We start from the raw sequence: 26,266 nt of genomic DNA, 5'->3' as shown, positions 1-26,266 counted from the left end.
GGCAACCCTAAGCTGAGAGCCCAGTCACAAAGTGCCAAGATGACTGCATGCGTATGGACCATGTTTCTTATGCCTGCGAGCCCGACGGCCTGGCCGCCACAACGGAGAGGATTGCCAGCGCACTCGGCGTCGAGGCGGTCAAGGGCGGGGTCCACCCTCGGTTCGGCACCCGCAATATGATCATCCCGCTCACTCAGCACCACTACCTCGAGGTCGTCGAAGTCCTCGATCACCCGGCATCGGACAAGGCACCGTTCGGTCAGGCCGTGCGCGCCCGTTCGGCTGCAGGCGGGGGCTGGATGGGCTGGTGTGTCGAGGTCGAGGACCTCGCCCCCATCGAAGACCGGCTCGGCCGCAAGGCTGTTCCGGGCAACCGCAAGTTCCCCGACGGCCGCGAACTCGTATGGAAGCAGATCGGCATCCTGGGGCTCATCGCCGACCCGCAGGTCCCGTACATGCTCAAGTGGGAGGGCGACCCGGAGCTGCACCCCTCGAACGCCTACCCGGGCACGGTCGGGGTCACGAAGCTCACGATCGCAGGCTCGGCCGAGCGCGTCACCGAGTGGCTCGGCGAGCCGGTCGAGAAGCCGCTCGAGGACGTCGAGGTCGAATGGGTGGCGCCGAAGGGCACGCCCGGCATCATGTCGGTCACGTTCGACACGGGCAGCGGCCTCGTCACCATCTGACCAGCGTCTCTGGTTTGCTCTGGCCACTCGTCGATGCGTTCGGGGAGTGGCCAGAGCGCTTTCGCCGACGTCTCAGCCCAAGCCGATGGCCTTGCCCACCAGGCTGAAGCCCACGAAGGCGAAGGTATCCAGAAGCGCGTGGGCAACGACGAGCGGCATCACCCGACCGTAGCGCCGATAGACCCAGCAGAAGACGAGGCCCATCACGGCATTGCCGAAGAACGGTCCGATGCCCTGGTAGAGGTGGTAGCTCCCCCGCAGGATCGAGCTTGCCGCGGCCGCCGCCCTCGGGCCCCAGCCGAGCTTCCGGAGCCACCCGAGCATGAAGCCGACGACGATCGTCTCTTCGAGCAGCGCATGCCGAATCGCCGAAAGGATGAGGACCGGAACCGTCCACCAGTACTGGTCGAGACCGCTCGGGATGATCGACGTGGTGATGCCGAGCAGCCTCCCGGCCCAGTACAGGCCGAGCGACGGGATCCCGATCGCCAGGAACAGGCCCACGCCATAGAGGGCGTCGCGGCCGGGACGACGCAGGTCCAGGCCCAGGCGCGCGAACGGCACCCGCCACCCCCCGCGCCCGGCGGCCTCCCAGACGAAGTACAGCGCGAGCGCGACGGGCACGAGCGAGAACACGATGTCGAGCAGCTGGTAGACGAGGTCGAAGTACTCGCGGGTGCTGAGCGACTGGTTGAGCGTCGACTTCCCCTGGGCGAGCGGCGCCTTGGTCGCCTTGTCGAGAAGCTGCACGACCGAGTACACGGCCGACTGTCCGAGGGAGAGCCCCAGGACTATGAGCAGCTGGGCCCGCCAGCGCGTGCGGTGGGCGGGACGGACGACGGCGGGTGCATCGGGCATGCATCCATCCTGCCCTAGGCCGAGGTTCTATGAGCGCGACGCTTCCCGAAAGGCTCTAGCGCACGCGCTTCCCCGCGCGCCACACGGCATGGACGAGCGGCATCCCCGGCCGGTACGCAAGGTGCGTCGCCGAGGGCGCGTCGAGGAGCTGGAGGTCGGCGCGGTGGCCGAGAGCGATCGAGCCGACGGCGCGCTGGCCGTCCTCGTCCCGGCCCACGTGGCGGCGCAGCGCGAGTGCGCCTCCGAATGTCGCCGCCCGCACTGCCTCCTGGACGCTCAGGCCCATCTGGAGAACCGCCGTCGTGACGCAGAAGGCGATCGAACTCGTGTAGCTCGTGCCGGGATTGCAGTTCGACGCGATCGCGAGCTGAACGCCGGCGTCCAGGAGCCGCCGGGCTGGCGCGAGCGGTGCCCGGGTCGACAGATCGCATGCGGGCAGGACGGTCGCCACCGTTCCGGCGCCCTCAGCCGAGTCGGGACCAGCCCAGTCGCCCCATGTCCCTGCGAGCGCCTCGATGTCGGCCTCGTCGAGGAAGTTCACGTGGTCCACGCTCGCTGCCCCGACCTCGACGGCGAGGCGTGCGCCGGCACCGGGCCCGAGCTGGTTGCCGTGCACGCGAAGGCCGAGCCCGGCCTCCCGGCAGGCGATCAGAACGCGACGGGACTGCTCCTCGGTGAATGCACCCCGCTCGCAGAACACGTCAGCCCACTGGACGTAGGGCCGCACGGCATCGAGCATCTCGCCGCAGACTAGGTCCGTGTACTCCTCCGGGTCGGCGCCTGCGGGAACCAGATGTGCGCCGAGGTAGGTCACCGCGTCCGCCGCCTCGGCAGCGAGCATCGCGCTGCGACGTTCGTTGCGGACATCGAGCCCGTAGCCGGTCTTCGTCTCGAGATAGGTGGTCCCTCCCGCACTCGCCTCTGCGAGCCGCACAGCGAGGAGACGCCGGAGCTCGTCGTCGGACGCCTCCCGCGTTGCCGCGGTGGTGACACCGATGCCGCCGGCAGCGTACGCCTGCCCCGCCATCCGCGCCTCGAACTCCGCTGTGCGGTCGCCCGCGAAGACGAGGTGGCTATGGGAGTCAACCCAGCCGGGCAGCGCGGCGCGCCCCCCGGCGTCGTACCTTTCGTCGGTGGCCGGGGCGGACGACGACGGACCGACCCACGCGATCCGCTCGCCATCGAGCACGACGGCGGCATCCCTGAGCACGCTTGCTGCAGCGGCCGCGGGAGTCCTGCCCTCCCAGTCTTGGGTTGAGAGTTCGCCGATGTTGTCGATCAGGAGGGTCGCACTGCTCATGCAGCCATCCTCTAGCGGCGCACCGACAGCCGGTGCGGGTCGAGGGCCCGCTCCGTCTCGGATACCGGACGAGCCCCTGTCCGGAGCGCCTCGGGTCCCGCAAGCAGCTGGCCCGTCGCGTCCTCGGCCATCGCGGCGGAGGTCTGGAAGCCGTAGCCGCCCTGCCCGGCGAGCCAGAAGAACCCGGGCGCCTCGGGATCGAAGCCGAGCACGGGCACTCCGTCCCCGGCCGAGGTGCGCAGTCCGGTCCACGCTCGGATGACCCCGGTCACCGGGAGGTCCGCGACCTGGCGGATGAGGTGAATGGTCCGCTCGATGTCCCCTGGCCGGGGGACGGCGTCCTCGGCACGGCTCGGCTCCGTCTCGGAGGGCGACACGAGGGCGCCGGCCTCGTCGGGGCGGAAGTACCACGTGTCGTCGGCTGCAGCGACCATCGGCATCTCGGGGTCGAGCGGCTCGGCGAGCGAGACGAGGGCCGCCGTGCGGCGATAGGGCTGGAGGCCGAGCCGCTCGACGCCGAACAGGATGGCCAGATCGTCGGCCCACGCGCCCGCGGCGTTGACGACGCTCGTCGCATGGAAGCCCTCGGATCCGGCGCCCACGAGCCAGCCGTCGCCCACGCGCTGCGCCGTGTGAACGGCACTCCCGAGGTGAATGGCGACACCGCCGGAACGGGCGCGCGCCTCGTGATGGGCCAGCAGCGCCGCGGCATCGGTCCGGACTGAATCCGAATCAAGGGCCGCGGCCTCGAAGGCGCCCTCCCTCAGGACGGGCGCGAGTCCGCGGGCTTCCTCGGGCTCCAGATGACGCATGCCCGCGTGCGCCTCGGACGCGACGTCGCCGCGGCTGCCCACGAGCATGAACCGGCTGGGCCACGCGAGCCTCCGCCCGCCGTCGTCGACCGCGTCGCGGAGCGTCGCGAGGGTGCGCCGGGTGAGGTCTTGGACGGGGGCGGGACCGAAGCTCGGAATGAGCTGCTGCGCCGACCGCGCAGACGTGTGGTAGGCGAGGCTCTGCTCCGCCTCGACGAGTGCGACCTTGCACTGGCCGGCGAGCCGAGCGGCCAGTGAGAGCCCTGCAATGCCGCCGCCAACAATGAGGACATCGACGTCATTGGTGCTGTCCGGGGAGGTCATGCGGCCAGACTATCGCGCTGGCTCCTGGCGCCCCGCCACCGCCGAGCGCGCGGCGACGAAGGCTGCCACGGCCGTTTCGACGTCGTCCGCGCTGTGCGCCGCGGAGAGCTGCACCCGAATGCGAGCCTTGCCCTTCGGCACGACAGGGTACGAGAACGCCGTGACGTAGACGCCGTGGGCGAGCATCTCGCCTGCGATCCTGCCTGCGAGGACGGCGTCGCCGAACATCACGGGCACGATCGCGTGCTCGCCGGGAAGCAGATCGAAGCCTTCCTCGGCCATGCGGCGCCGGAACAGGGCTGCGTTCTCGAAGAGCCTCGACCGCAGCTCGGCCGAGCCCGCCAGGAGGTCGAGGGCACGCAGAGTGGCCGCGACGATCATGGGTGCGACCGAGTTCGAGAACAGGTAGGGCCGGGCCTTCTGGCGCAAGGTCGCGACGATCTCCGCCCTGCCCGAAACGTAACCGCCGGACGCGCCGCCAAGGGCCTTGCCGAACGTCCCGGTATAGATGTCGACGCGGTCCGAGACGCCTGCGTGCTCGGGGGTCCCCGCGCCGGTCTCGCCCATGAAGCCGACGGCGTGCGAGTCGTCGACCATGACCATTGCGCCATAGCGATCGGCCAGATCGCAGATCTCGCGCAGGGGCGCGAGGTAGCCGTCCATGGAGAAGACGCCGTCGGTGACGATCAGCATCCGTCGGGCGCCGACGCCGTCGTTCAGCGTCGTGGCCTCGCGGAGCCGGGTCTCGAGCTCACCCATGTCCCGGTTCGCGTAGCGGAACCGGGTCGCCTTGCAGAGCCGGATGCCGTCGATGATCGAGGCGTGGTTGAGCGCATCGGAGATGACGACGTCGTCGGCGCCCAGCAGCGCTTCGAAGACGCCGCCGTTGGCGTCGAAGCAGCTCGAGAAGAGGATCGTGTCCTCGGTGCCGAGGAATTCGGAGACCCGGCGCTCGAGCGCGAGATGCGCATCCTGCGTCCCGCAGATGAACCGGACAGAGGCCATGCCGAAGCCGCGCTCGTCCAGGGCCTTCTTGGCTGCCTCAATGAGCTCCGGATTGTCGGCCAGGCCGAGGTAGTTGTTCGCGCAGAAGTTGAGCACCTCCCCCGCCGGCGCTCCGAGCGGGCCCGCCTGGATGTGGGCCGACTGCGGCGAGTCGATGTGCCGCTCCTCCTTGAAGGTCCCCGCCGAGCGGATCTCGGCGAGCTCCGCGGCCAGCTGTTCCTTGACTCCTGCGAACATGTACTGCTCTCTTCCCTCTGTCTGCTTCGCCTAGACGCCCGACCAGTCCAACACCACTTTGCCGCCGCTGCCAGAGCGGGCGATGTCGAAGCCCTCCTCCCAGCGCGCGGCCGGGAGGACGTCCGTGACGACGGCGGCGACGTTCCGGTGGAGGACAGCGTTGGACGAGAGCATGGCGCTCATCGCATACCACGTCTCGAACATCTCGCGCCCGTAGATGCCTTTGAGCGTGAGCATGTGCGTCACTACCTTTCCCCAGTCGATCTCCGCGGCCTGGGCGGGCAGGCCGAGCAGGGCGATGCGGCCGCCGTGGTTCATGTTCTCGATCATTCCCTGCAATGCGGAGGGCCGGCCGGACATCTCGAAGCCCACGTCGAAGCCCTCGCGCATCCCGAGCTCGCGCTGGGCCTCGCGGACGCTCATATTCGAGACGTCGACCGCGAGGTCCGCGCCCATCTGACGAGCAAGCTCGAGACGGCGCCGCGAGACGTCGGTGATGGCGATCTTCCGGGCGCCCGCGTGCCTCGCGATCGAGATGGCCATCAGCCCGATCGGGCCTGCGCCGGTGATGAGGACGTCCTCGCCGACGAGCGGAAAGCTCAGGGCCGTGTGGGTCGCGTTGCCGAACGGGTCGAAGATCGCACCGAGTTCCGGGGTGATGGACGGATCCTGATGGACCCACACATTCGTTTCGGGGATGACGACGTACTCGGCGAACGCCCCGTCGCGCTGGACGCCGACACTCGAGACGTGAATGCACATCTGGCGACGCCCAGCGCGGCAATTGCGGCAGACGCCGCAGACGATGTGCCCCTCGCCGGACACCCGATCACCCGGCCGCACATCGCGGACATCCGCGCCCACCTCGACGACCTCGCCGTAGAACTCGTGGCCCGGGATGAGGGGCGCGTTGCTCATGGACTGAGCGGTCGCGTCCCAGGACTGCAGATGGAGGTCAGTGCCGCAGATGCCTGTCGCGAGCACCCGGATCTTGACGTCTGCGGGCCCCGCCTCGGGCTCCGGGCGCTCGACGAACTCGAAGCCCGGCTGCGGGCGGGCCTTGAACAGGGCTTTCATGAGGCCATTCAAGGGCAGGGGAAGGCTTAGAACAACCACGGGCGTCTCAAGGGACAGATTAGCGTCCCTTCACCTTTTGCCGGCCGGCACCGGCCCATCGAGAACCAACCACGACAAGTAAGTCGTCGCCGGACACCGTATGACTCAATGTGTCGCTTCTCCCTCCCCGCACCCATCGTCCCGGGACACAAACGTTCCTCCCCGGCCCGCGGCCGCTGGATACAAGTAAAGACGGGATGCCTACTCTCTGTTCGTGGCCACTCCCGGCCACACCATCCCTTGAGAGGAGACAGTCATGACCCCCATCTCGTCCAAGTCGCTCGCTGCAGCAGCCGTGGTCAGCGCAATCGGACTTTCGCTCGGAAGCATAGGAGCGATGTATATCGCCGGAATGTTCGGCCTTTCGGCCTCGTTCGCGGGACAGATCGTCGACGCGGTCACGGTCGGTGGCTGGGTCTTGGCGGTCGTCATGGGGCTTCTTTCAGGAGGCACCGCAGCGGTCGTCATCGGCACCGCGCGGTGGGCCATCTCTGCTCTCGGCCGCAGGGCCGCCGTCGCCTAGCCACGCATCGGACAAGCACAATGAGCGCCAGGGGGAACGCGCGCCCGTCGATGATCTTGGCACTCGCACTCTCCCTGGCGCTTCTATGCACAGGCCTAGTGATCGGCTTCCAGACCAACATCGGGGAAGATGCAGGGCAGCGTGGCAATACCAGCCTCTCATGGTGGGATGCGTTCAGAGGGGTTCTGGCAGTCAACGGACCAGCGGTTGCCCTGCTCTACAGCGGGGTCCTCACCGTCGGCGTCGGCACGCTGATCGCCTTGCCCATCCTGGCAATCTACATAGGGGCAACGCTCCGGGCGAGCACAGATCTACTCGGCGCCAATCAGGTGTTCGGCACAATCTGGGTCTATGCACCGCTTGAATTCATGGCGGTGGCCTTTGGCGCCGCTTCAGGCCTAATGCCCCTTCTCTCGGCTCTGAGGGCCGCCTTCTGGCTGCATGCAGAGGAACGCCCCATCCGCGCCTATCTAGGCGAAATCGGTAATTCTCTTCGAATCCTTGTCATAGCCACGAGCTTGATGCTGCTCGCCGCCTCTGTCGAAGCCAGCGTGATCATGCTGAATTCGACGCTGGAGGGAAGGAATATCCAATGACCGAAATGCCGGCCCTCAGGGCCAGTGCAGACGAGGTGCATGAACGCTCGTCGCGCAGCACCTCGGCCCCCTTCTGGGTCACTGCTGTCGTAGCGACCGCCGTCTTCCTGTGGATCCGGATGCAACAGCTCCACCCCCTGCTCGTCAAGCGAGTCCACAACGCGCCTGAACTCTCGCACGTCACGAACGAAGGGGTTCTCGACCTGTCGGTAGGTATCGGCTCCTTCCTCGGATTCGTCCTGTCGCTAGGTCTGGCTGCGATGTACTTCTCCCTGGCGTCGGTCCTTGAGTCCCGTGTACTCCCGGGAGTACGAGTTCGCTTGGGAAGGCTCAGCCTCGGGGTACTCGGGGCATCGTCGATCGCCTCACTGGTCGGCCTACAGGCCGTTGCTGCCCTCGGACAACTCGTAGCTATCAAGGATCAATGGTTCAGCTTCGCCTTCGTAGCGCTGGTGGGCTCCACTCTGCCGTTCCTCTTCCGAGCCCGCTGGAGGTCTCGACCGGCAGCAGCGCGGATGTGGACGTTCGGACTGTCGCTCGGAATTGCCGCTGGCTCACTACTCTTCTGAGGATCACCTTGCTCGCCAAATTCACACTCCCCGCTCTGACGCTGATCGGCACTCTCGTTGTGACAAGCGTTGTCCTCGCCGCCGTTGTCGCTGAGGGGACCTGGTTCTCCTGGACTATTGCGAGCTTTACAGCGCTGCTTCTGGCGGTTGTCGCGGCAACCGCTCGGTTCTCGCCCAGAAATGCCGCTCGAAGGATGGGCGTAGGTTTCTTCCTTGTGGGTCTCGGCGGCGCGCTTTTCCTATCGAGCAGCGGGCTGCCCATGCCGGCGTCTCTTCCGACGTGGGGTTGGACGATCCTCGCCATCGGGATGGCAACGATCGGCCTCGTCGAAGATGCTGACAGGGCACAATCGACGCCGAAGAACCGACTCTGATGCCGTCGAGTCTCGCTGCCGCAATCGCCCTTGAGGGGCTTCGCCTGCTCGCCGCCCTCGGCTGGTCGATTTCCCTTCGTGCGCTCGGGTGGCTCGCTATCATCACCGCTGCAGCCATCGCTCTACTTGCCTTTGCAGCAGGACTTACTGTGTTCCGACTACTGTGCTCCCTTGAGGCAGAAGGCGTCATCCCGCTCAACGGCACGGCGGGATCACTGGCGAGCTTCACGGCGATTACCGTTGTGATCTACCTCGCGGGTGGCGTCGCTCTGCGGGAAATGCTCGGCCCGCGTCGGCTGGCGGTCCAAGGCAACCCCAACCGAGGACTCTTCCGTGCCCTCGATGTCGAGATGCGCCACGTCTTCCTCGCAACGTGCGGCCCGCGGGGGCTGGTCGTCTTCCTTGCCTCCGCTTCGCTGGCAACCAGTGCTGTCGCAACGCTTGCGATGTCCGGTTTGGCAAGGCCAGCCTCTGTCCTGCTGCTCACCGCCACTCCGTTTGCCGCCACCGCAGCCGTTCTCGGCATCGGAGGCTGGCTTGCCGCGCACGAGGCGCGACCGTTCACGCTCGCGCACCGGTCGGCTGTCGTCATGCTCGGCAGCGCTGCGCTCGGAGTGCCGGCGTACCTAGGCACGCGCCTGCTGTCTGGGGGCCTTGAGCCGCGGGGTTGGAGACTGCCGACGATGTGGGAGCCGGTTGCTGCGGCAGGGATCTTGGCCGCGGGGCTCGGCGGCGCCTGGCTGCTCACCGTGTCCTGGGCACGCATGAGCCGCGACTCTTTCCCACTCCGCTCGAGCCGGACGATTCGGCGCCCCCGGACCTCGAAGGCGATCAACCCGACGGCTGCTCTCTGGCTGAACCTCGTGAGCTCGCGGCACCACCACGCGATAGCGAGCACCGTCTCTCTCGTGACGCTTGCTGCGAGCACCGCGGCCGCAGTTCGACTCGGTGGCTTCCAAGCCGAGAAGGCAGGACCCTCAGCCTCCATCGGGACTGTCGTTCCGTGCATGGCGCTCGTTGTGACCCTAACGGTGGCCGAGTTGCTCTCGAAGGACAACGGGCTTGTCGTCCTTGTGCCGAGACTTCGCGTCCTCTGGGAGAACGGCAGCAGCACCCGAAGCCTCATATCGGGCGTCTTGTGTACCCAGCTTGGCTTCACTCTTGCCCTGCTCACACCCGGATTCGCGGTCATGGGCTGGGCAGCCACGGGCGTCCCCTTCTGGGGGGCACCATCGGTCATCGCGGCCGCCGCATCTGCAACTGTTCTGGGCAGCAGTGTCAGCACGGCGGTTGTCAAGCAGGCTGATGGCTCAGCTGACGTCTCACTTGCTGCAGCGCTCCTCACTCTCCTCGCGGCCGCCCCCGCCGGGCTCCTGGCCCTCATCCCGGGCCTCTTCGGCCTGATCGCAAGCTGCCTCTACACCGTCATCCTCTTAGGAGGCGTAGCCCTGTGCTTTCGTCAACGCATCATTCGCCTGCCCTCAGCTTCGAGGGAGTGACAGCCGGCTACATCCGTGGATCCCGCATCTTCGACAATGCGAGCCTTTCGATCAGCGGTCCTGGGCTGTTTCATCTCCGGGGACGGAACGGCTCCGGCAAATCCACCTTTGCCGAGCTTGCCAGCGGCTATCTTCGCCCGTGGGCAGGCCAAGTGCTGGCGAATGGGATCGAGGCGGCCAGCCGGGACGCACGCGAGGCGCGACGCGTGTGCCGCGCCGAGCCGGCCCTCTTCCCCGCGATGACGGTCCACGACCACATCGTTCTCACGGCGACCGCGCGCGACGTCAGTCCCGAGCCTGCCTTGGACCGGGCTGCCATGCTGGGCCTCGGGCCATGGCTCGGCGAGAACGCCGGAAGCCTCTCGACTGGCACCGCCAAGAAGCTCTGGTACCTGGCCAATACGCTCGGCGACTTCGATCTCGCAGTCCTCGACGAGCCCTTCAACGGCGTCGACGCAGACAGCGTGGCCGTCATGGCCGGGGAAATGAGGGAATGGGCGAAGAGTGCGTGCGTCGTCCTGATCGCCCACGCGCTGCAACCCGAGATCGAACCTGATCTGGTCATCGAGATCTCCGAATTCAGCGGTGAGATTAGCTAACGGGTACTTCGCCACCCGTTAGCATTCCTTCATGGACGTTCGGCAGCTGCAGATTCTCCGCGAACTCGGAGAGCTCGGAAGCGTCAAGGCCGTTGCGGAAGAACTTCTCGTCACGCCCTCGGCCGTCTCACAGCAGCTCGCCCTCCTGACCCGCAGCGCAGGCGTCCCGCTCACCCGCAAGGAGGGCCGCACGCTCGTCCTCACCGACGCCGGCAAGGTGCTCGCCGAGGCGGGAGGCGCCGTCGTCCGGGCGATGGCCGACGCGCGCGCTGCCATCGGCGCCTATCACGAGGACCCCGCAGGGACGGTCTCGGTGAGTGCCTTCCACTCGGCGGCCCAGGCGCTGTTCGGGCGGCTCTCCGCTCGGCTGGCTGCCGGGACGTACGACGGCGCCCCCTCCCCGCGCCTGCGCCTGGCCGATGAGGATGTCCCCCAGCACGGGTTCCCCGCGCTCACCGGCCGCTACGATCTGGTCCTGGCCCACCGCATGGCCCACAGCGAAGAATGGCCGGAGGATCGGCTCGTCGTCGTGCCGCTTGCGCGCGAGCCGTTCGATGTCGCGGTTCCGGTCGGGCACCGGCTTGCGGCGCGCCCCTCGCTTCGGCCGGACGACGTCGCGGGCGAACCCTGGGTTTCGAGCCGCGACGGCTACTCCCCGGCCGACGTGCTCGCGGCGATCGGGGCCGTTGCGAGCCTCGCGCCCGAGATCGCACACCGGATCAACGACTATTCCTCGGTCGCCTCCGTGGTCGCCGGCGGCGGGGTGCTCGGGCTGCTCCCGCGGTATACGGCCGCGATCGGGCTGCCGCCCGGCGTCGTCCTCCGCCCCCTCGAAGGCATCGCCACGCGCCGCAGCATCGACTTGCTCATCCGTCCCGAGAACGCCCGGCGACGCTCGGTACGGGCGGTCGCGGACCTGCTCGGCGCCTTGGTCAGCGAGCTTATCGCCGAGGCGGAAGAGCGGGCTTCTCCGACTTCCGCTGAGGCGCGATGAAGACCAGCGCGGGATAGGTGACGACCGCGAGTGCGAGGTGCATCACGACGAGGACGCCGACGGCGTCGGCCGGCTGGCCCTTGTAGAGGATCCACGCGTCGGGCGCGAGGCCCCCGAGCGTCACAAGCACCGTGAGCACGAGGAACGGCTTCCACGCGCGGGTCGAGAACCACGTGACGATGGGCCACGCCAAGCAGGCCAGGACGACGCCGATGATGGTGAGCTTCGCGTAGTCGGCGAAGCGGAAGTGCTCATAGCCCGCTGTCGCCGGGAACATCGCGACGCCGAGGGCGGCGAGGGCCGCGCAGGCCACGAGCGAGCCGACGACGGCGGCGACGGTTGCGACAACCCACCTCACCGCCGACGGCTGGTGGCCGCCGCCTGGGAAGTCGAGGCCGAGAGCGCGCGCGGCACGGAATTCAGGGCGGGTGGAGGTCTGAGTGGGCATGAAGCTTCCTTCGGCTGGGCCTGGTCGAGGTCGGCCCTTCCAGCGTAGGAAACGGCGTCTAAGAAGCCCCTAAGAATTCGGCCGCGAGGAATTCGGCAGCGGGGGGATCAATCCTCGAAGAGGCAGAACGGATGGCCCGCCGGGTCGAAGAAGACGATCACGTCGTCCTGCGGTTGGTGGTCGGCCCGTTTGCCCCCGCACTCTGTTGCGTGCGCGGCCGCCTTCGCGAGGTCGGCGACTTTGAGGTCGAGGTGCATCATCATCTGCTGGCGCCCGGACTCCTCCGGCCACACGGGACGCTCGAAGTTCTCCTCGAGCTGGAACGAGAGCTTCGGACCGCCGGCCGGGTTGACGACCGTCGCCCACTCGCGGTCGTCGTCGCCCAGCTCCCAGCCAAGGAGGTTCGCATAGAAGCGGGCGAGCTGTTGGGGGTCAGGGGCGCCGAGGACGGTGGCGTGGAGGCTGATCGGTGAGCTCATGGGCCCAGCGTAGGACGCGGCCGCCGGGCCCAGAAGGCCCCGGCCCGGCGGCCGCCGGATTTCTTTTCCCTGCGGGCGGTGACGCCGATTACGCGTTGACGCCGAGCTTCTCGAGGATGAGCTCGCGCACGCGACCCGCATCTGCCTGACCGCGTGTGGCCTTCATGACGCCTCCGACGATGGCGCCGACGGCCTGCACCTTGCCACCGCGGATCTTGTCGGCCACCTCGGGCTGAGCCGCGAGGGCCGCGTCGATCGCTTCGAGGAGCGCCCCGTCGTCCGAGACGAGGACGAGCCCGCGGGCCTCCATGACCGCCGTCGGCGTGCCCTCGCCGGCGATGACCCCGTCCAGCACCTGGCCGGCCATCTTGTTGTTGAGCTTGCCGCTCTCCACGAGGCCGTTGAGCTCGACGATCGCCGCCGGCGTGACGCCCAGCTCGGAGGGGTCCACCTCGGCCACCTTCGCGCGGCCGACGATCTCCCCCATCCACCATTTCCGGGCCGCGGCGGGGGTGGCACCTGCGGCGATCGTCTCCTCAATCGAGTCCATGACGCCCGCATTGACGACGTCGCGGAACTCCGGGTCGGAGTAGCCCCAGGCGGCCTTGAGTCGCTTGCGACGCTCGGCAGGTGGCTCGGGGAGCTGCGCGCGGAGGGACTCGACCCACTCTCGCGTGGCAACGATCGGGACGAGGTCAGGCTCAGGGAAGTAGCGGTAGTCGTCGGCGTCGCTCTTGGGGCGACCCGCCGTCGTCGTCCGCGTGTCCTCGTGCCAGTGGCGCGTCTCCTGGGTGATCTTTCCCCCACGGGCGAGGACGGCCGCGTGTCGCTGGATCTCGTGCCGGACCGCGTGCTCGACCGAACGCAGCGAGTTCACGTTCTTCGTCTCCGAGCGGATGCCGAACCTCGTGGCACCCTTCGGCATGAGCGAGACGTTCGCGTCGCAGCGCACGTTGCCGCGCTCCATGCGGGCGTCCGAGACGCCGAGGTTCTTCACGATCTCGCGGATCGCCGAGACGTAGGCGCGGGCGAGCTCGGGTGCACGGCGCCCGGCGCCGACAATCGGCTTCGTGACAATCTCGACGAGCGGGACCCCGGCTCGGTTGTAGTCGACCAGCGAGTATTCCGCTCCCTGGATGCGGCCCGTCGCCCCGCCCAGATGGGTCAGCTTGCCCGCGTCCTCCTCCATGTGGGCGCGCTCGATCTCGACTCGGAACACCTCGCCGTCCTCGAGCTCGATGTCGATCCAGCCGTCGTGGGCGATGGGCTCGTCGTACTGGGAGGTCTGGAAGTTCTTGGGCGTGTCCGGGTAGAAGTAGTTCTTCCGGGCGAAGCGGCAGGCCTCCGCGATCTCGCAATTGAGCGCGAGGCCGATCTTGATCGACGACTCGACCGCGGCCTTGTTCACGACGGGGAGGACGCCCGGGAGGCCGAGGTCGACCTCGTTGACGTTCGAGTTCGGATCGTCGCCGAACGCGTTCGGGGCCGAGGAGAACATCTTGGTCTTCGTGTTCAGCTCGACGTGGACCTCGAAGCCGAGGACGGGATCGAACTGATCCATGGCTTCGTCGAACGAAAGGGTTGCGTCAGACATCTACTTCGCCTCTCCGGTCTTCGCGGTCCCGAGGACCGGCGCCTTGGACAGCAGCGGACCGCCCCACTGCACCTCGAGCAGGGACTCCAACGCGGCGCCGACCTGGTAGAGCCGTGCGTCCTCGCGGGCCGGCGCGAGGAGCTGGATGCCGACGGGCAGGCCATCCTCGTCCGCCAGACCGCCCGGGAGGGACAGGCCCGGAACGCCGGCGAGGTTCGCGGGGATCGTCGCGACGTCGTTCAGGTACATGGCCAGCGGGTCGTCGAGCTTCTCGCCCAGGCGGAACGCCGTCGTGGGCGCCGTCGGGGAGATGAGGACGTCCGCTTGGGCGAACGCGGCGTCGAAGTCGCGCTGGATGAGCGTGCGGACCTTCTGGGCCGAGCCGTAGTAGGCGTCGTAGTAGCCGGCCGAGAGCGCGTACGTGCCGAGGATGATGCGACGCTTCGCCTCGTCCCCGAATCCCGCAGCGCGGGTGGCACCCATGACGCGCTCGATCGTGAGCGGGCCGTCCTTCGGCAGGACGCGCAGGCCGTACCGCACGCCGTCGAACTTCGCGAGGTTCGAGGAGACTTCGGACGGCATGATCAGGTAGTAGGCCCCGAGCGCGTACTTGAAGTTCGGGCACGAGACTTCGACAATCTGGGCGCCGGCCCCGCGCAGAAGTTCGACGGCGTCGCGGAACCTGGCTTCGACGCCGGGCTGGAAGCCCTCCCCGCCGAGCTCGGTGACGACGCCGATCCGCAGGCCCTCGACGCTGCCGTTGCGCGCCGCCGCGGCGAGGGTGTCGAACGAGTCGGTGAGCGACGTCGAGTCGAACGGGTCGTGGCCGCCGATGAGCTCTTGGAGGAGCGCGGCGTCGAGCACGGACCGCGAGACGGGACCGATCTGGTCGAGGCTCGACGCCATGGCGATCGCGCCGTAGCGGGACACCGCGCCGTACGTCGGCTTGACGCCGACGGTTCCCGTCACGGCGCCTGGCTGGCGAATGGACCCACCGGTGTCGGTGCCGAGCGCGAGCGGGGCCTCGAAGGCCGCGACCGCGGCCGCGGAGCCGCCGCCGGACCCGCCCGGGATCCGGTCGAGGTCCCACGGATTGCGGGTCGGCCCGAACGCCGAGTGCTCCGTGGATGAGCCCATCGCGAATTCGTCGAGATTCGTCTTGCCGAGGATCGGGAGCTTCGCGGCCCGGATCTTCTTGACGACCGTCGCGTCGTAGGGGCTCATCCAGCCCTCGAGCATGCGGGAACCCGCCGTCGTCGGCTGCCCGACCGTGACGATGAGGTCCTTGATGGCGATCGGGACGCCGGCCAGCGGGTGGAGGCCCGCGGCGTCGTCCCCGCCCCCCGCGCGGACGGTGTCGACCTCGCGGGCGACGGCCAGCGCCTCCTCCGTGTTGACGTGCAGGAAGGCGTGGACCTGCTCGTCAACCTCGGCGATGCGATCCAGGTGGGCGCGGGTGACCTCCTCGGAGGACACCTCCTTGGACGAGAGGGCCTCGGCCAGCTCGCTCGCGGTGCTCGTGATCAGCTCGTTCATCGGGGCGCTCACTCCTCGTCCAGGATGGCCGGGACCTTGAAGCGGTGGTCCTCGGAGTCGGGGGCGCCGGAGAGCGCCTGGGCGGGCGTGAGCACGTGGCCCACGACGTCCTCGCGGAAGACGTTGCTGAGCGCGATCGGGTGCGAGGTCGCCGGGACGTCCGGGCCGGCGACCTCGCTCACCGACTTGACGGCATCGACGATGTGGGCGAGCTCGCCCGCCATCCGGTCCAGTTCGTCTGCACTCATCTCGATGCGCGCCAGCTGTGCCAGATGCGCAACGTCGTCACGAGTGATCTCAGCCATGGATCTCCCCTGTGCGGTGGTTAGGTTCGCGTTCCAGTCTAGTGGTGCGCGCAGCACCCCGGGTTTCGGACATCGCCCCGCGTCGGAGCGCGAGGCTGCGTCCGAAACTGGGGGGCGGCCGTCGAGGGCCGGGAGCTCAGAGGGGCTTCCGGTAGACGGGGAGCCAGATGTCCGTTCCGTCGATCGGCCAGTCGCGTTCCGGGGCGCGCTCGTACCCGAGACGCGCGTAGAGCGCGTGGGGGGCGGCCCAGTCCACCCCGGTGGTGAGGACGACGGCGGTCGCGCCCGCCCGTCGTGCCCTCGCCTCGACCTCCGCGACCAGGGCGGTCGCCGCACCCGTGCGTTGAGCCGCGGGGTCGACCACGAGGAGGCGGAACTCGAACTCGCCTTCGCGGGCCACCTGCTCGAATCCATCCCCAGGGGCCATGAGCGTCACAGACCCGACAAGCCGGCCATCGCGCTCGGCGACGAGGAGCGTTCCGCGCGCGGCGCGGTAGGCCACGTCGACCACTTGCCGCATGTACGGATGCCCCGCGTCCTGAAAGTAGCCCGCCCCGAGGTAGGCCTCCCTCGTGATCCGGGCGATCTCGGCATGGTCTGCCTCCGTCGCCAGCCGAATCACGAGCCCGCCCGCGTGGCGCCGCTCATTCACAGTCAGCCCGCTCATTCGACCGGGAAGCGTCCCGAGAACTCGATCCCGCCCGCGCACGTCCAGAGCGCGAGCCGTTCTTCGGGTGTGGGGCCGCCTTCGAGCGGGCTGGTGAGCTGTGGACGCCGTACCCAGCACCCGGCTTCCTCCGCGATGAGCGCTCCGGCGGCGAAATCGTGCTCGTTGAGGCCGCGTTCTCCGTACGCGTCGTGCGTGCCGTCCGCGACGAGGCAGAGGTCCAGGGCGGCGGAGCCGAGGCGGCGCATGTCCCCGAATCCGTCCATGAGCGCGGGGAGAGCTCGCGCCTGTTCTGCGCGGATGGCCGGGTCATAGCTGAATCCGGTCGCCAGGAGGGCCGAACCTGCCGAGTCCCGCCCTGGGATGGGGCCGTCGAGCGGACGGGGATCGCCGCCGTCGTCCGCCCTGAAGGCGCCGCCCCCGCGAACCGCCCAATACTCCCTCCGGAGCGCGGGCGCATGGACGACGCCGGCCAGCCAACGCCCGTGGTCATCGGCAACGGCGACGCTCGTCGCGTAGTAGACGATGTCGCGGATGAAGTTCGTGGTGCCGTCCAGTGGATCGATGGACCATCGGAAGCCGCTCGGGGAATCGACGATCGTCGTGCCCTGCTCCTCGCCGGTCACGATGTCGCGTGGACGCTCGTCGGCGAGGACGGCGCGCACGGCGCGCTCCGCCGCGAGGTCGAACTCGGTGACCCAGTCGCTGCCCGAGCTCTTCGTCTCCTGGCTCAGCCGCGCGCCGTCCCGTCCGGAGAGAACGGCGGCGCCCGCGGCGGCCGCGCGCCGCGCAGTCGTCAGGAGCTCGGCCAGGAAGTCCTCGGTGTAGTCCATCACTCGTCCTCGTCCGTGACGGCGGCCGCGAGGGCCTCGGGAGCCTCCGCGCCCTCCGAATCGCCTTCTGCGTCTGCTTCCGCGCCGACCGATCCGTCGCCGAGACCCGCTGGCCCCTGCTCGAGCAGGATTCGGAATCGATCCTCGTCGAGCACCGGGAGGTTGAGCGACTCCGCCTTGTCGAGCTTGGAGCCCGCGTTCTCCCCCGCCACGACGTAGTCGGTGTTCTTGGAGACCGAGCCGGCCGCCTTCCCGCCCCGCGTGATGATGGCTTCCTTGGCCTCGTCGCGGCTGTAGTTCTCGAGGGAACCCGTGACGACTACCGTCAGGCCCTCGAGGGTACGGGGAGTGGAGCCGTGCTGCTCGTCCCGCATCAGCACGCCGGCCCTCTTCCAGCGGTCGACGATCTCGCGATGCCAGTCCTCGCCGAACCACTCGATGACGGCGTCCGCAATGATCGGCCCGACCCCGTCGACCTCGGCGAGCTGCTCGCGGGCGTCCGGGGCGTCCAAGACCGTGCGCAGGGCGTCCATCGAGCCGTACCGCGTCGCGAGGGCGCGGGACGCCGTCGGCCCGACGTGGCGGATGGAGAGGGCGACGAGGACCCGCCAGAGCGGCTGGGACTTCGCCTTCTCGAGTTCCCGGAAGAGCCGTTCGGTGTTGACGGTGGGCTTGGTCTGGGTCTTGTTCCAGAAGTACGGGACGAGCTCCCACTCCCCCGAAGCGACGCCCTTGGTGCGCTTCTGGCGGCGGATCTTGACGGCACGCAGGTCCTCCGGCGTGAGGTCGAAGATCCCCGCCTCGTTCTCGAGCGGAGGCACCTCCGGCTCCGCAGGCTGGGTGAGGGCGACAGCTGCTTCCCAGCCGAGCGCCTCGATGTCGAAGGCTCCGCGGCCCGCCAGATGGAAGACGCGCTCCCGCAGCTGCGACGGGCACGAACGGGCGTTGGGGCAGCGGATGTCGACGTCGCCCTCCTTCGCCGGTGCGAGCTCGGTCCCGCACGAGGGGCACTCGGTCGGCATCACGAAGTCGCGGACGGGCGGATCCTGCTGGTCCCTCAGGGCAAGGACCGGCCCCACGATTTCGGGGATGACGTCGCCCGCCTTGCGGAGGATCACGATGTCGCCGATCTTGACCCCCTTCGCCCTGACCACGTCCTGGTTGTGCAGGGTCGCCATCTCGACGGTCGAGCCCGCGACCTTGACGGGCACCATGACGCCGAACGGCGTCACGCGGCCCGTGCGGCCCACGTTCACTGCGATGTCCAGAAGCTTGGTATGGACTTCCTCGGGCGGGTACTTGAACGCGACGGCCCAGCGAGGCACCCTGCTCGTGTGTCCGAGGGCGCGCTGCGTCGCGAAGTCGTCCGCCTTGATGACGATTCCGTCGATCTCGTGGATGAGGCTGTGCCGTTTCTCGCGGTAGGTCTCGATGAACTCGAGCACCTTCCCGTAGCTGTCGAAGACCTCGTAGTACGGGCTCGTCGGGAGCCCCCAGGACTTGAGCAGCTCGTACGTCTCGGACTGGCTCTTCGCGGGGATTCCCTCGCGCACGCCCACCCCGTGGACGAACATGCTCAGCGGGCGCTTCGCCGTCTCGGCCGGATCCTTCTGCCGGAGGGATCCGGCTGCCGCGTTGCGCGGATTGGCCAGAGGCGCCTTCCCATCGGCGATGAGGGCCTCGTTGAACTCGTTGAACGCCTTGGTGGGGATGTACACCTCCCCCCGGATCTCGACCTCTTCGGGGTGGTTGTCGCCGGTCAGGCGATGCGGGATGTCCTTGATGGTGAACACGTTGTGCGTCACGTCCTCGCCGGTGCGGCCGTCGCCGCGAGTCGCGGCCCTCACGAGCTCGCCCCGGCGATAGAGCAGGTTGATCGCGAGGCCGTCGATCTTGAGCTCGGTGAGCCAGCGGACCGGCGGGAGGTTCCCGAATCCCGCGATGCTCGCCTCCGCCCGTGAAATCCAGGCGTTCAGCTCGTCGATCGAGAAGACGTCCTCGAGGCTGTACATCCTGCTCAGATGCGTGACGGGGGCGAACGCGGCCGTCGCCTCCCCGCCCACTTCCTGGGTGGGCGAGTCGTTCGAGACGAGCTCGGGGTGCAGCGCCTCGAACTCCTCGAGCCGTCTGAACAGCTCGTCGTACTCGGCGTCCGAGAGGACCGGTGCGTCCTCGTTGTAATACAGGGCGCGGTGCCGGCGTACCTCCTCCGCGAGGGACTCGTACTCTTCGCGAAGCGTCGCAGAGGGAGTGCCGGCTTCGGGGATCACGGATTCTGCGCTCACGTGTCCTATCTTGCCCTACCCCTCCGACACCGGAAGGGCGTCGTCGTCGGCCGCTCCGACCCCGACGACGACGACGGTCACGTTGTCGCGGCCGCCGGCCTCCAGCGCGGCCGCCACGAGCGCCTCCGCCGCCCCTTGGGAGGTGGCGTGCTCGCGCAGGATGGCGGCGATCTCGAAGTCCTCGAGCTCGGTCGTGAGCCCGTCCGAGCAGACGAGCAGGCGCTGGCCCGGGAACGCGGGGAGCAGCCAGAGATCCGGGTCTGCGTCGAAGCCCGTGCCCAAGGCGCGGGTGACGACGTTGCGCCGAGGGTGGACGCGTGCCTCCTCGGGCGTGATCTCTCCCCGCGCCACGAGCTCCCAGACCTCGGAATGGTCGACCGTGATCTGGTCGAACTCGTCGTGGTCAGCGGCGTACACGCGCGAATCGCCGACGTTCGCGACGATCCAGGCCGGGCCCCCGTCGTCGTCCTCCGCGCGGAAGGCCGCGGCGAGCGTCGTACCGGCGCGCGATCCCGTCGCCTCCCGGATGGCCCAATCCGCCCGGCGCACCGCGAGGACGACGTCGAGCATCGTCGCGGGCTCCCCCGGGGCAAGCATGTCCTTGTCCGCCAAGGCCTCGATGCAGAGGCCGCTCGCGACCTCGCCGGCCTCGTGGCCGCCCATTCCGTCGGCCACCGCGAACACGGGTTCGCGTGCCAGATACGAATCCTCGTTGAGCTCGCGGACGAGACCGCGATCTGTTGCCGCACCAACGTCCAACACGAGACGCGCTCGGTGCTCGGGAGTCTCCTCGCCGCCGGCCATAGGTACCCCCCTTGTGTGAGCCATCAGTCGAGCACGATACCCGTGCCTTCGCCTCTGCTCAGTGCGACCGGCCGCACTTCGCCGAATCCGCGCACGTTCTGGGCGGCGAGGCGCCTCAGAACGAAGCGGGCGTCGCTCTCGAGGACGCCGGCTGTGAGCTCGTCGACGAGCACCTGCCCGGGGTCGGCGATCGCGGTGAGGCGGGCCGCGAGGTTCACGGTCGGACCGTAGATGTCGCCGAGCCGGCTCAGGACGCGGCCCCACACCATGGCGACACGGCCCTCGGGAAGCCGCTCGTCCGCGGCGATCTCGCGCGAGAGGGCGAGCGCGATCTCCGCACCCGCCGTCGGCGTCTCGGCGATGTACAGGACTTCGTCGCCGACGGTCTTGACGAGCCGCCCGCCGCCCACGGAGATGACCTCGGCGCACGTGTTCTCGAACGTCTGGACAAGCCGCGCGAGCGTCTTCTCATTCATCCGCCGCGAGAGGCTCGTGTAGGAGACGAGGTCCGCGAAGCCGACCGCGCGCGCGAGCGGCAGCGGCGCGTCGTCCTCGCTCCCGGTCCTGCCCTCCTCGCTGGCCTCGAGGCCCTCCCTCGCGCGCACCGCGAGGCGCTGCACCCCCGCGCTGAGCTGGCGGCGCCACGAGTACACGAGCATCTCCTCGAGCGGCTCGATGAGGTTCGGCAGCTCCTCGACGAGACGCACGCGCGCCTCCGCGTCGGAGATGCCCTGCGTGGCCACCATGTCCTCGACGAGCGCCTCGACCTGCCAGACGACCATGCGGTCCGTCATCTGCCCGATCGCGCGCGTCACGGAGAGCGCGGCGTCCTCCGTGAGCACGCCGTCGCGGACGAGGTTCGGCATGAGCTTGAGGTGCTCGAGGTCTTCGGTCGTGAAGGCCAGGTCGTCGTCCGTGAAGTTCGGCATGCCGAGCGCACGCCAGAGTTTGCGCGCGGAGAAGAGCGAGAGGCCCACGCCCTGGGCGACTTCGCGGCGCTTGAGCGTGCGTTCCCCGCCGAGCAGGAGGTTCTCGAGCGACTTCGCGGCGCGGCGGTAGTCGGAGCCGGCCCGCGCCACCGGCGCGGTCGGTCCCCTCTCCACCCGCTCGGGGCCTGCCTCGGCCTCCTCAAGGTCCTCCACGCTGTCCGGAGTCGAGGGAACAGGGTCGTCGTCGACGTCAGCGGGCACGGAGGGGGGCAGCTCGTCGTCCATGTCGCCCTCCATCAGTACTCTCTCGGCTCCCAGGGCGGCGGGGCTTCGGACCGCTCAGCCCAGCCGCCGGGCCGCGGCAGCCCGCCGTCGTCCGCGAAGCCCTGGTCCAGCGGCAGCTCGTCGATCGCGTCGAGCACCAGTTGCCGGAAGCTGCGCACCTCGGGCACGTCGTCGAGCCGTAGGCTCGCGGCCTGCCCTGTCGTCAAGGTTATCGAACCCGAATGGACGAAGGACTGCAGGATCGTCTGATGGACGGCGACGTCGCGCACCATGACGAGCGGCAGTTCGCGCTCGCTGCGCCGGAATCCGCGCTGCCGTCGGAGGACCCGGCGGCTCGTGAGGGTGTAGCGCAGCCCGGTCCACGCCACGAGGCGGCGCAGCGGGTACGTGACCACCGTCCAGGCACCGAGCAGGGCCGGTACCAAGGCCAGCCATGGCCCGGATCCCGCGGGGATCCAGGGAAGCACCGTGTCCAGGCGGCCCCGCGTGAGCCATCCGGCCGCGAATGCGGCCGCGCCGCAGACGGCCACGGTGACGACGGCGGGCAGCACCAGGAGCGAGGGGTGTCGCCGCGTGTCGACGATCACCTGCTCTCCGGGGGCAAGCAGCCTACGCATAGCCGCCGTCGGCCGGGCGGAGATGGACGACGTCGCCCGCGGAGACCGCGTGACGCTCGCCGTCGTCCTCCACGACCTGGAGCGCCCCGTGGCCGTCGAGGCCCGTCGCACGGCCCTCGAGACGCCGGCCGCCGGGAAGCTCGACGCGGACGCGGCGTCCCAGCGTGATCGTGGCGTCCTGGACTCGCGAGAGCAGGCTCCGACCACCCTCGAGCGGGGCATCCGCGTTGCCGTTCACCGCGCAGAAGGAACGGTAGCGCCGGGCGAATTCCTCGAGATAGCGCACGAGCAGCGCAGTCCGGTCCACGGGGCGCCCGGCGGCGAGGCTCGCCGACGTCGCGGTGGGCACCGGGAGCTCGTCCTCGCGCAGCGAGACGTTGACGCCCGTCCCGAGGACGACGCCGGGGGGCTCGCCGTGGGCGCCCGCAGCGAGGTGGGCGAGGATCCCCGAGATCTTGAGGCCGTCGACGACCACGTCGTTGGGCCACTTGAGCGCGGACTCGATGCCCGCGACCTGCGCGAGGGCCTCGCGGAGCGCGAGGGCCGCGAGCGGCGAGAACCACGAATAGGACTGGGTGGGGAGGGGGCGTCCGGCCGTGTTGTGCGGGCGCAGCAGGATCGAGACGGCGAGCGACGCGCCGGCCGGAGACTCCCACGCCCGGTGCAGGCGGCCGTGCCCCTGGGTCTGCCGCTCGGCGACGAGGACGGCCAGATCTCCCCACGCGTCGGGCTCGGCGCCGGCCAAGCGGGTGAGCTCGGTGTTGGTCGAGCCGATCTCGTCGACGACCTCGATCCGCGAGAGCCCGGCCCGGCCCGCAAGCTCGGCACCGAGACGTTCCCGGTCGAGCGGTCCGCGTGTCTCGCCCTCCGCAGGCGTGTCCTGATCCATACCGGAATCCTAGCGATCGGGGGGATCAGGACGCTGGGCGAAACCCCACGTCAGAGGAAGATGTCACGCTCGAGCCCATCCTCGGAGGCTCCTCGGCTGTAGCGCGAGAAGTCGGTGACGCCCACGCGACGGAGCGCCTCCTCGTCCGTGAAGAAGTGTCCCGTCGTCGTGCGGGGGTCGCTCGTGAGGATGGCGTGGGCCGCGTCGGCGACGATCTCCGGGCCCCGCGAGGCGTGTGCCATCGCGGCACCGCCGGGCAGGTTCCGGATTGCGGCCGTGTCGATGAGGGTTCGCGGCCACAGGGAGTTGGCGGCGATGCCGTCTCCCCTGAGCTCTTCGGCCAGCCCCAAGGTCACGAGGCTCATCGCGTACTTGGCCATGGTGTAGGCGAGGTGGGCGCCCGCCCATCTGGGGTCGAGGTTGAGGGGCGGTGAAAGGGTCAGGATGTGGGCCGCCGAACCGGCGCGCGCCGCCTCGCGAAGCGCGGGGAGGGCGAGCTTGGAGAGGAGGAAGGCTCCTCTCGCGTTGACGTCCTGCATGAGGTCGTAGCGCTTCATGTCAATCGTGTCGGTGGGTGAGAGATCGATGGCGGACGCGTTGTTGACCACCGTGTCGATGCCGCCGAACGTCGCGAGGGCCTGCGCGACCGCCCGGGCGACGTCGTCGTCGCGCCGCACGTCCCCCACGACGGGCAGGGCCCGCCCGCCGCTGGCCTCGATCTCCTCCGCGGCCTCGAAGACCGTGCCGGCGAGCTTCGGGTGGGGCTCGCCCGTCTTGGCAAGCAGGACGACGTTCGCGCCGTCGGCCGCCGCACGCTTGGCAATCGCCAGCCCGATCCCCCGGCTGCCGCCGCTCATGAGCAGGGTGCGTCCGGCCAGCCCGCGGGGAGCCGCGGGCGCGCTTGCGTCCGGTGTGTTCGTCGTCATGACGACAGTCTAGGCAATGTTACTCAGCAGTAACAAGGGCGGCGGCGAGACGGGTCGCCAGAGCGTCCTCGCACGCTGCGAAGGGGACCAGAAATTGTAGGGTTCCTACACACGACCGCCGCGGAAGCCTCACTAGACTGTGGTAACAGCTCCGCCGATTGTGCGGAACCTACATCCGAGATCGACACCGACAAATTCGACTTCGACCGAGAGCTGGAGCCCGCGTGACCCACGATTTGACCACGACCGCCGGCAAGATCGCGGACTTCCGCGATCGGCGTGCCGCTTCGCTCCTCCCGTCCGGCCCTGAGGCGGTCGAGAAGCAGCACGCGCGCGGCAAGAATACGGCGCGCGAGCGGATCGATCTCCTGCTCGACGAGGATTCGTTCGTCGAGTTCGACGCTCTCGCCGTCCACCGGTCCACGGCATTCGGGATGGCGAAGAAGAAGCCGCTCGGAGACGGCGTCGTCTCCGGGTATGGCACGGTCGACGGTCGCCTTGTGGCTGTCTACAGTCAGGACTTCTCCGTGTACGGCGGCTCGCTGAGCCAGGTCAACGGCGAGAAGATCGTCAAGGTCCAGGAGTTCGCCCTCCGCAATGGCTGCCCGGTCGTCGGGATCAACGACGGCGGCGGCGCCCGCATCCAAGAGGGCGTCGCCTCGCTCGCGATGTTCGCGGACATCTTCCGGAACAACGTGGCTGCCTCTGGCGTCGTCCCCCAGATCTCACTCATCATGGGCCCCTGCGCCGGTGGCGCCGCGTACTCGCCCGCGCTGACCGACTACGTCGTCATGGTCGACAAGACGAGCCACATGTTCATCACGGGCCCGGACGTCATCAAGACCGTCACGGGCGAGTCCGTGGACATGGAGACCCTGGGCGGGGCACGCCAGCACAACGCGACGACCGGCACGGCGACCTATCTTGCGGCCGACGAGAAGGACGCGATCGAGTTCGTCCGCGAACTCCTCGACTATCTCCCTTCCAACAACCTCGTCGAGGCACCTGTCCTCGACTCGGACCAGGAACTCGAGGAGACCGACGAGGACCTCGCCCTGGACGCGCTCGTCCCCGACTCGCCGACCCACGGCTACGACATGCGGAAGGTCATCGAGACGGTCGTCGACGAGGGCGCCTTCCTCGAGATGCAGGCGCTCTACGCACCGAACGTCATCATCGGCTACGGGCGGATGGAGGGGCACACGGTCGGCATCGTGGCGAACCAGCCCATCCAGTTCGCGGGCACGCTCGATATCGCGGCTTCCGAGAAGGCCGCACGCTTCGTGCGGCACTGCGACGCGTTCAACATCCCGATCATCACGCTCGTCGACGTCCCGGGCTTCCTCCCGGGCAAGGACCAGGAGTTCCAGGGCATCATCCGCCGCGGGGCGAAGCTCCTCTACGCCTACGCGGAGGCCACTGTGCCCAAGCTCACCGTCATCTGCCGCAAGGCGTACGGCGGGGCCTACATCGTGATGGGCTCGAAGAAGCTCGGCGCCGACCTCAACCTCGCATGGCCCACGGCGCAGATCGGCGTCATGGGCGCCCAGGGCGCGGTCAACATCCTGTACCGTCGCGACCTCGCTGCGGTTGCGGAGCAGCCCGGCGCAACGGCCGGAGACGTCGAAGCCAAGCGTGCCGAGCTCATCCGCCACTACGAGGAAGAGCTCCTCAACCCCTATCAGGCCGCCGAACTCGGGTACATCGACGCCGTCGTCGCCCCGTCCGAGACGCGCGTCCAGCTGCTCCGCGGGCTCCGGGCGCTCCGCGACAAGCACGCGTCGATGCCCGCCAAGAAGCACGGGAACATCCCGCTGTGACCACGGAACCCAGCGCTTCTGCCGCAGCGCACGACGACGTCAACGAACCCGCCGCGTCATCCGCGCCGCTCTTCTCGGTCACCTCTGGCAACCCCACGCGGGAGGAACTCGCCGCGCTCACGGCGGTCCTCGCCGCCGTCGCCTCGGCCGAGCCCGAGGAGGCCGCGGAGACGCGGGGGGCCATCACCCGGCGCGAGCGCATCCGCCGGGCTACCCTCCGGCCCCGGCACATGATGAACCAGCGGCGCGGACGGTACTAGGCACACCGGTCTCCGCACTCCCGCGCGGCTTCGTGGCCGCACGGCTTCGTGGCCGCACGGCTGCACGGCAGCACGGCTGCGCGGCTGCGCGGCTGCG

General features: G+C 69.0%; 28 protein-coding genes. 10 read left to right on the top strand and 18 right to left on the bottom strand.

Features of this window, described 5'->3' with window-relative positions; all coding sequences use genetic code 11:
• The first annotated feature begins 47 nt into the window (after positions 1–47).
• Positions 48–686 (top strand): VOC family protein, encoded by a 639-nt coding sequence (locus V7053_RS05515; RefSeq protein WP_334171268.1) that lies wholly within the window; start codon positions 48–50, stop codon positions 684–686.
• A gap of 72 nt (positions 687–758) precedes the next feature.
• Here the strand turns inward: V7053_RS05515 and V7053_RS05510 are convergent, their stop codons facing one another.
• Genes V7053_RS05510 through tdh form a run of 5 tightly spaced genes read right to left on the bottom strand, consistent with a single transcriptional unit; the run spans position 759 to position 6,299 of the window.
• Complete coding sequence (locus tag V7053_RS05510; protein ID WP_334171267.1) at positions 759–1,544, bottom strand: CPBP family intramembrane glutamic endopeptidase; 786 nt, start codon at positions 1,542–1,544, stop codon at positions 759–761.
• 55 nt (positions 1,545–1,599) lie between these two features.
• Positions 1,600–2,844, bottom strand: a complete 1,245-nt coding sequence (gene hutI / locus V7053_RS05505; RefSeq protein ID WP_334171266.1) for an imidazolonepropionase — start codon at positions 2,842–2,844, stop codon at positions 1,600–1,602.
• 11 nt (positions 2,845–2,855) lie between these two features.
• The gene (locus tag V7053_RS05500; RefSeq protein ID WP_334171265.1) at positions 2,856–3,980 is read right to left on the bottom strand and encodes an NAD(P)/FAD-dependent oxidoreductase; all 1,125 of its coding nucleotides are present in this window, start codon (positions 3,978–3,980) and stop codon (positions 2,856–2,858) included.
• 9 nt (positions 3,981–3,989) lie between these two features.
• The gene (locus tag V7053_RS05495) at positions 3,990–5,222 is read right to left on the bottom strand and encodes a glycine C-acetyltransferase (protein WP_334171264.1); all 1,233 of its coding nucleotides are present in this window, start codon (positions 5,220–5,222) and stop codon (positions 3,990–3,992) included.
• 30 nt (positions 5,223–5,252) lie between these two features.
• Positions 5,253–6,299 (bottom strand): L-threonine 3-dehydrogenase, encoded by a 1,047-nt coding sequence (gene tdh / locus V7053_RS05490; RefSeq protein WP_334171263.1) that lies wholly within the window; start codon positions 6,297–6,299, stop codon positions 5,253–5,255.
• A gap of 295 nt (positions 6,300–6,594) precedes the next feature.
• On the opposite strand from tdh, the gene V7053_RS05485 reads away from it, so the two are divergent.
• From V7053_RS05485 to V7053_RS05455, 7 genes are all read left to right on the top strand, one after another.
• Positions 6,595–6,861 carry a hypothetical protein gene (locus V7053_RS05485; protein ID WP_334171262.1) on the top strand — a complete coding sequence of 89 codons (267 nt, stop codon included), beginning with the start codon at positions 6,595–6,597 and terminating at the stop codon, positions 6,859–6,861.
• 98 nt (positions 6,862–6,959) lie between these two features.
• Positions 6,960–7,457: a hypothetical protein gene (locus V7053_RS05480; protein WP_334171261.1), complete on the top strand. Its 498-nt coding sequence runs from the start codon at positions 6,960–6,962 to the stop codon at positions 7,455–7,457.
• Positions 7,454–8,026 (top strand): hypothetical protein, encoded by a 573-nt coding sequence (locus V7053_RS05475; RefSeq protein ID WP_334171260.1) that lies wholly within the window; start codon positions 7,454–7,456, stop codon positions 8,024–8,026. The genes V7053_RS05480 and V7053_RS05475 overlap by 4 nt, the downstream gene beginning before the upstream one ends.
• An 8-nt stretch (positions 8,027–8,034) precedes the next feature.
• Positions 8,035–8,400, top strand: a complete 366-nt coding sequence (locus V7053_RS05470) for a hypothetical protein (protein WP_334171259.1) — start codon at positions 8,035–8,037, stop codon at positions 8,398–8,400.
• Positions 8,400–9,899, top strand: coding sequence for a hypothetical protein (locus tag V7053_RS05465; protein ID WP_334171258.1), 1,500 nt, complete (start codon positions 8,400–8,402; stop codon positions 9,897–9,899). The genes V7053_RS05470 and V7053_RS05465 overlap by 1 nt, the downstream gene beginning before the upstream one ends.
• Positions 9,896–10,498, top strand: a complete 603-nt coding sequence (locus tag V7053_RS05460; RefSeq protein WP_334171257.1) for an ABC transporter ATP-binding protein — start codon at positions 9,896–9,898, stop codon at positions 10,496–10,498. The genes V7053_RS05465 and V7053_RS05460 overlap by 4 nt, the downstream gene beginning before the upstream one ends.
• 31 nt (positions 10,499–10,529) lie before the next feature.
• Positions 10,530–11,492 (top strand): LysR family transcriptional regulator, encoded by a 963-nt coding sequence (locus V7053_RS05455; RefSeq protein WP_334171256.1) that lies wholly within the window; start codon positions 10,530–10,532, stop codon positions 11,490–11,492.
• Here the strand turns inward: V7053_RS05455 and V7053_RS05450 are convergent.
• From V7053_RS05450 to V7053_RS05390, 13 genes are all read right to left on the bottom strand, one after another.
• Positions 11,440–11,940, bottom strand: a complete 501-nt coding sequence (locus tag V7053_RS05450) for a hypothetical protein (RefSeq protein ID WP_334171255.1) — start codon at positions 11,938–11,940, stop codon at positions 11,440–11,442. The two genes, V7053_RS05455 and V7053_RS05450, sit on opposite strands and share 53 nt — an antisense overlap.
• Positions 11,941–12,047: 107 nt before the next feature.
• Positions 12,048–12,419, bottom strand: a complete 372-nt coding sequence (locus V7053_RS05445; protein WP_334171254.1) for a VOC family protein — start codon at positions 12,417–12,419, stop codon at positions 12,048–12,050.
• An 88-nt stretch (positions 12,420–12,507) separates the two neighbouring features.
• Entirely contained in the window at positions 12,508–14,013 is a 1,506-nt protein-coding gene (gene gatB, locus V7053_RS05440; RefSeq protein ID WP_334171253.1) for an Asp-tRNA(Asn)/Glu-tRNA(Gln) amidotransferase subunit GatB, read from the bottom strand.
• The gene (gatA, locus tag V7053_RS05435; RefSeq protein WP_334171252.1) at positions 14,014–15,549 is read right to left on the bottom strand and encodes an Asp-tRNA(Asn)/Glu-tRNA(Gln) amidotransferase subunit GatA; all 1,536 of its coding nucleotides are present in this window, start codon (positions 15,547–15,549) and stop codon (positions 14,014–14,016) included.
• A gap of 8 nt (positions 15,550–15,557) precedes the next feature.
• Positions 15,558–15,854 (bottom strand): Asp-tRNA(Asn)/Glu-tRNA(Gln) amidotransferase subunit GatC, encoded by a 297-nt coding sequence (gene gatC / locus V7053_RS05430; protein ID WP_334171251.1) that lies wholly within the window; start codon positions 15,852–15,854, stop codon positions 15,558–15,560.
• Positions 15,855–15,990: 136 nt separating this feature from the next.
• Positions 15,991–16,521, bottom strand: a complete 531-nt coding sequence (locus tag V7053_RS05425; protein WP_334171250.1) for a GNAT family N-acetyltransferase — start codon at positions 16,519–16,521, stop codon at positions 15,991–15,993.
• The gene (locus V7053_RS05420; RefSeq protein WP_334171249.1) at positions 16,518–17,354 is read right to left on the bottom strand and encodes an inositol monophosphatase family protein; all 837 of its coding nucleotides are present in this window, start codon (positions 17,352–17,354) and stop codon (positions 16,518–16,520) included. Before V7053_RS05420 ends, V7053_RS05425 begins: the two co-directional genes overlap by 4 nt.
• On the bottom strand, positions 17,354–19,648 hold the full coding sequence (gene ligA, locus V7053_RS05415) for an NAD-dependent DNA ligase LigA (protein ID WP_443022540.1): 2,295 nt from the start codon (positions 19,646–19,648) through the stop codon (positions 17,354–17,356). Before ligA ends, V7053_RS05420 begins: the two co-directional genes overlap by 1 nt.
• Positions 19,649–19,654: 6 nt before the next feature.
• Positions 19,655–20,443: a PP2C family protein-serine/threonine phosphatase gene (locus tag V7053_RS05410; protein ID WP_334171247.1), complete on the bottom strand. Its 789-nt coding sequence runs from the start codon at positions 20,441–20,443 to the stop codon at positions 19,655–19,657.
• 23 nt (positions 20,444–20,466) lie between these two features.
• On the bottom strand, positions 20,467–21,657 hold the full coding sequence (locus tag V7053_RS05405) for an adenylate/guanylate cyclase domain-containing protein (RefSeq protein WP_334171246.1): 1,191 nt from the start codon (positions 21,655–21,657) through the stop codon (positions 20,467–20,469).
• Between the two features lie 11 nt (positions 21,658–21,668).
• The gene (locus V7053_RS05400; RefSeq protein WP_334171245.1) at positions 21,669–22,274 is read right to left on the bottom strand and encodes a PH domain-containing protein; all 606 of its coding nucleotides are present in this window, start codon (positions 22,272–22,274) and stop codon (positions 21,669–21,671) included.
• A complete protein-coding gene (locus V7053_RS05395) occupies positions 22,267–23,163 on the bottom strand; it encodes a biotin--[acetyl-CoA-carboxylase] ligase (protein ID WP_334171244.1) in 897 nt (298 codons plus the stop codon). The genes V7053_RS05400 and V7053_RS05395 overlap by 8 nt, the downstream gene beginning before the upstream one ends.
• A gap of 50 nt (positions 23,164–23,213) precedes the next feature.
• On the bottom strand, positions 23,214–24,089 hold the full coding sequence (locus V7053_RS05390; RefSeq protein WP_334171243.1) for an SDR family oxidoreductase: 876 nt from the start codon (positions 24,087–24,089) through the stop codon (positions 23,214–23,216).
• 224 nt (positions 24,090–24,313) lie between these two features.
• On the opposite strand from V7053_RS05390, the gene V7053_RS05385 reads away from it, so the two are divergent.
• Positions 24,314–25,909 carry an acyl-CoA carboxylase subunit beta gene (locus V7053_RS05385; protein WP_334171242.1) on the top strand — a complete coding sequence of 532 codons (1,596 nt, stop codon included), beginning with the start codon at positions 24,314–24,316 and terminating at the stop codon, positions 25,907–25,909.
• Positions 25,906–26,169, top strand: coding sequence for an acyl-CoA carboxylase epsilon subunit (locus V7053_RS05380; RefSeq protein WP_334171241.1), 264 nt, complete (start codon positions 25,906–25,908; stop codon positions 26,167–26,169). The genes V7053_RS05385 and V7053_RS05380 overlap by 4 nt, the downstream gene beginning before the upstream one ends.
• Positions 26,170–26,266: the final 97 nt, after the last annotated feature.

Origin of the sequence: Sinomonas sp., assembly GCF_036848755.1 — a bacterium.
Taxonomy (GTDB): Bacteria; Actinomycetota; Actinomycetes; order Actinomycetales; family Micrococcaceae; genus Sinomonas.
This window is presented reverse-complemented; position numbering and strand designations above follow the sequence as displayed.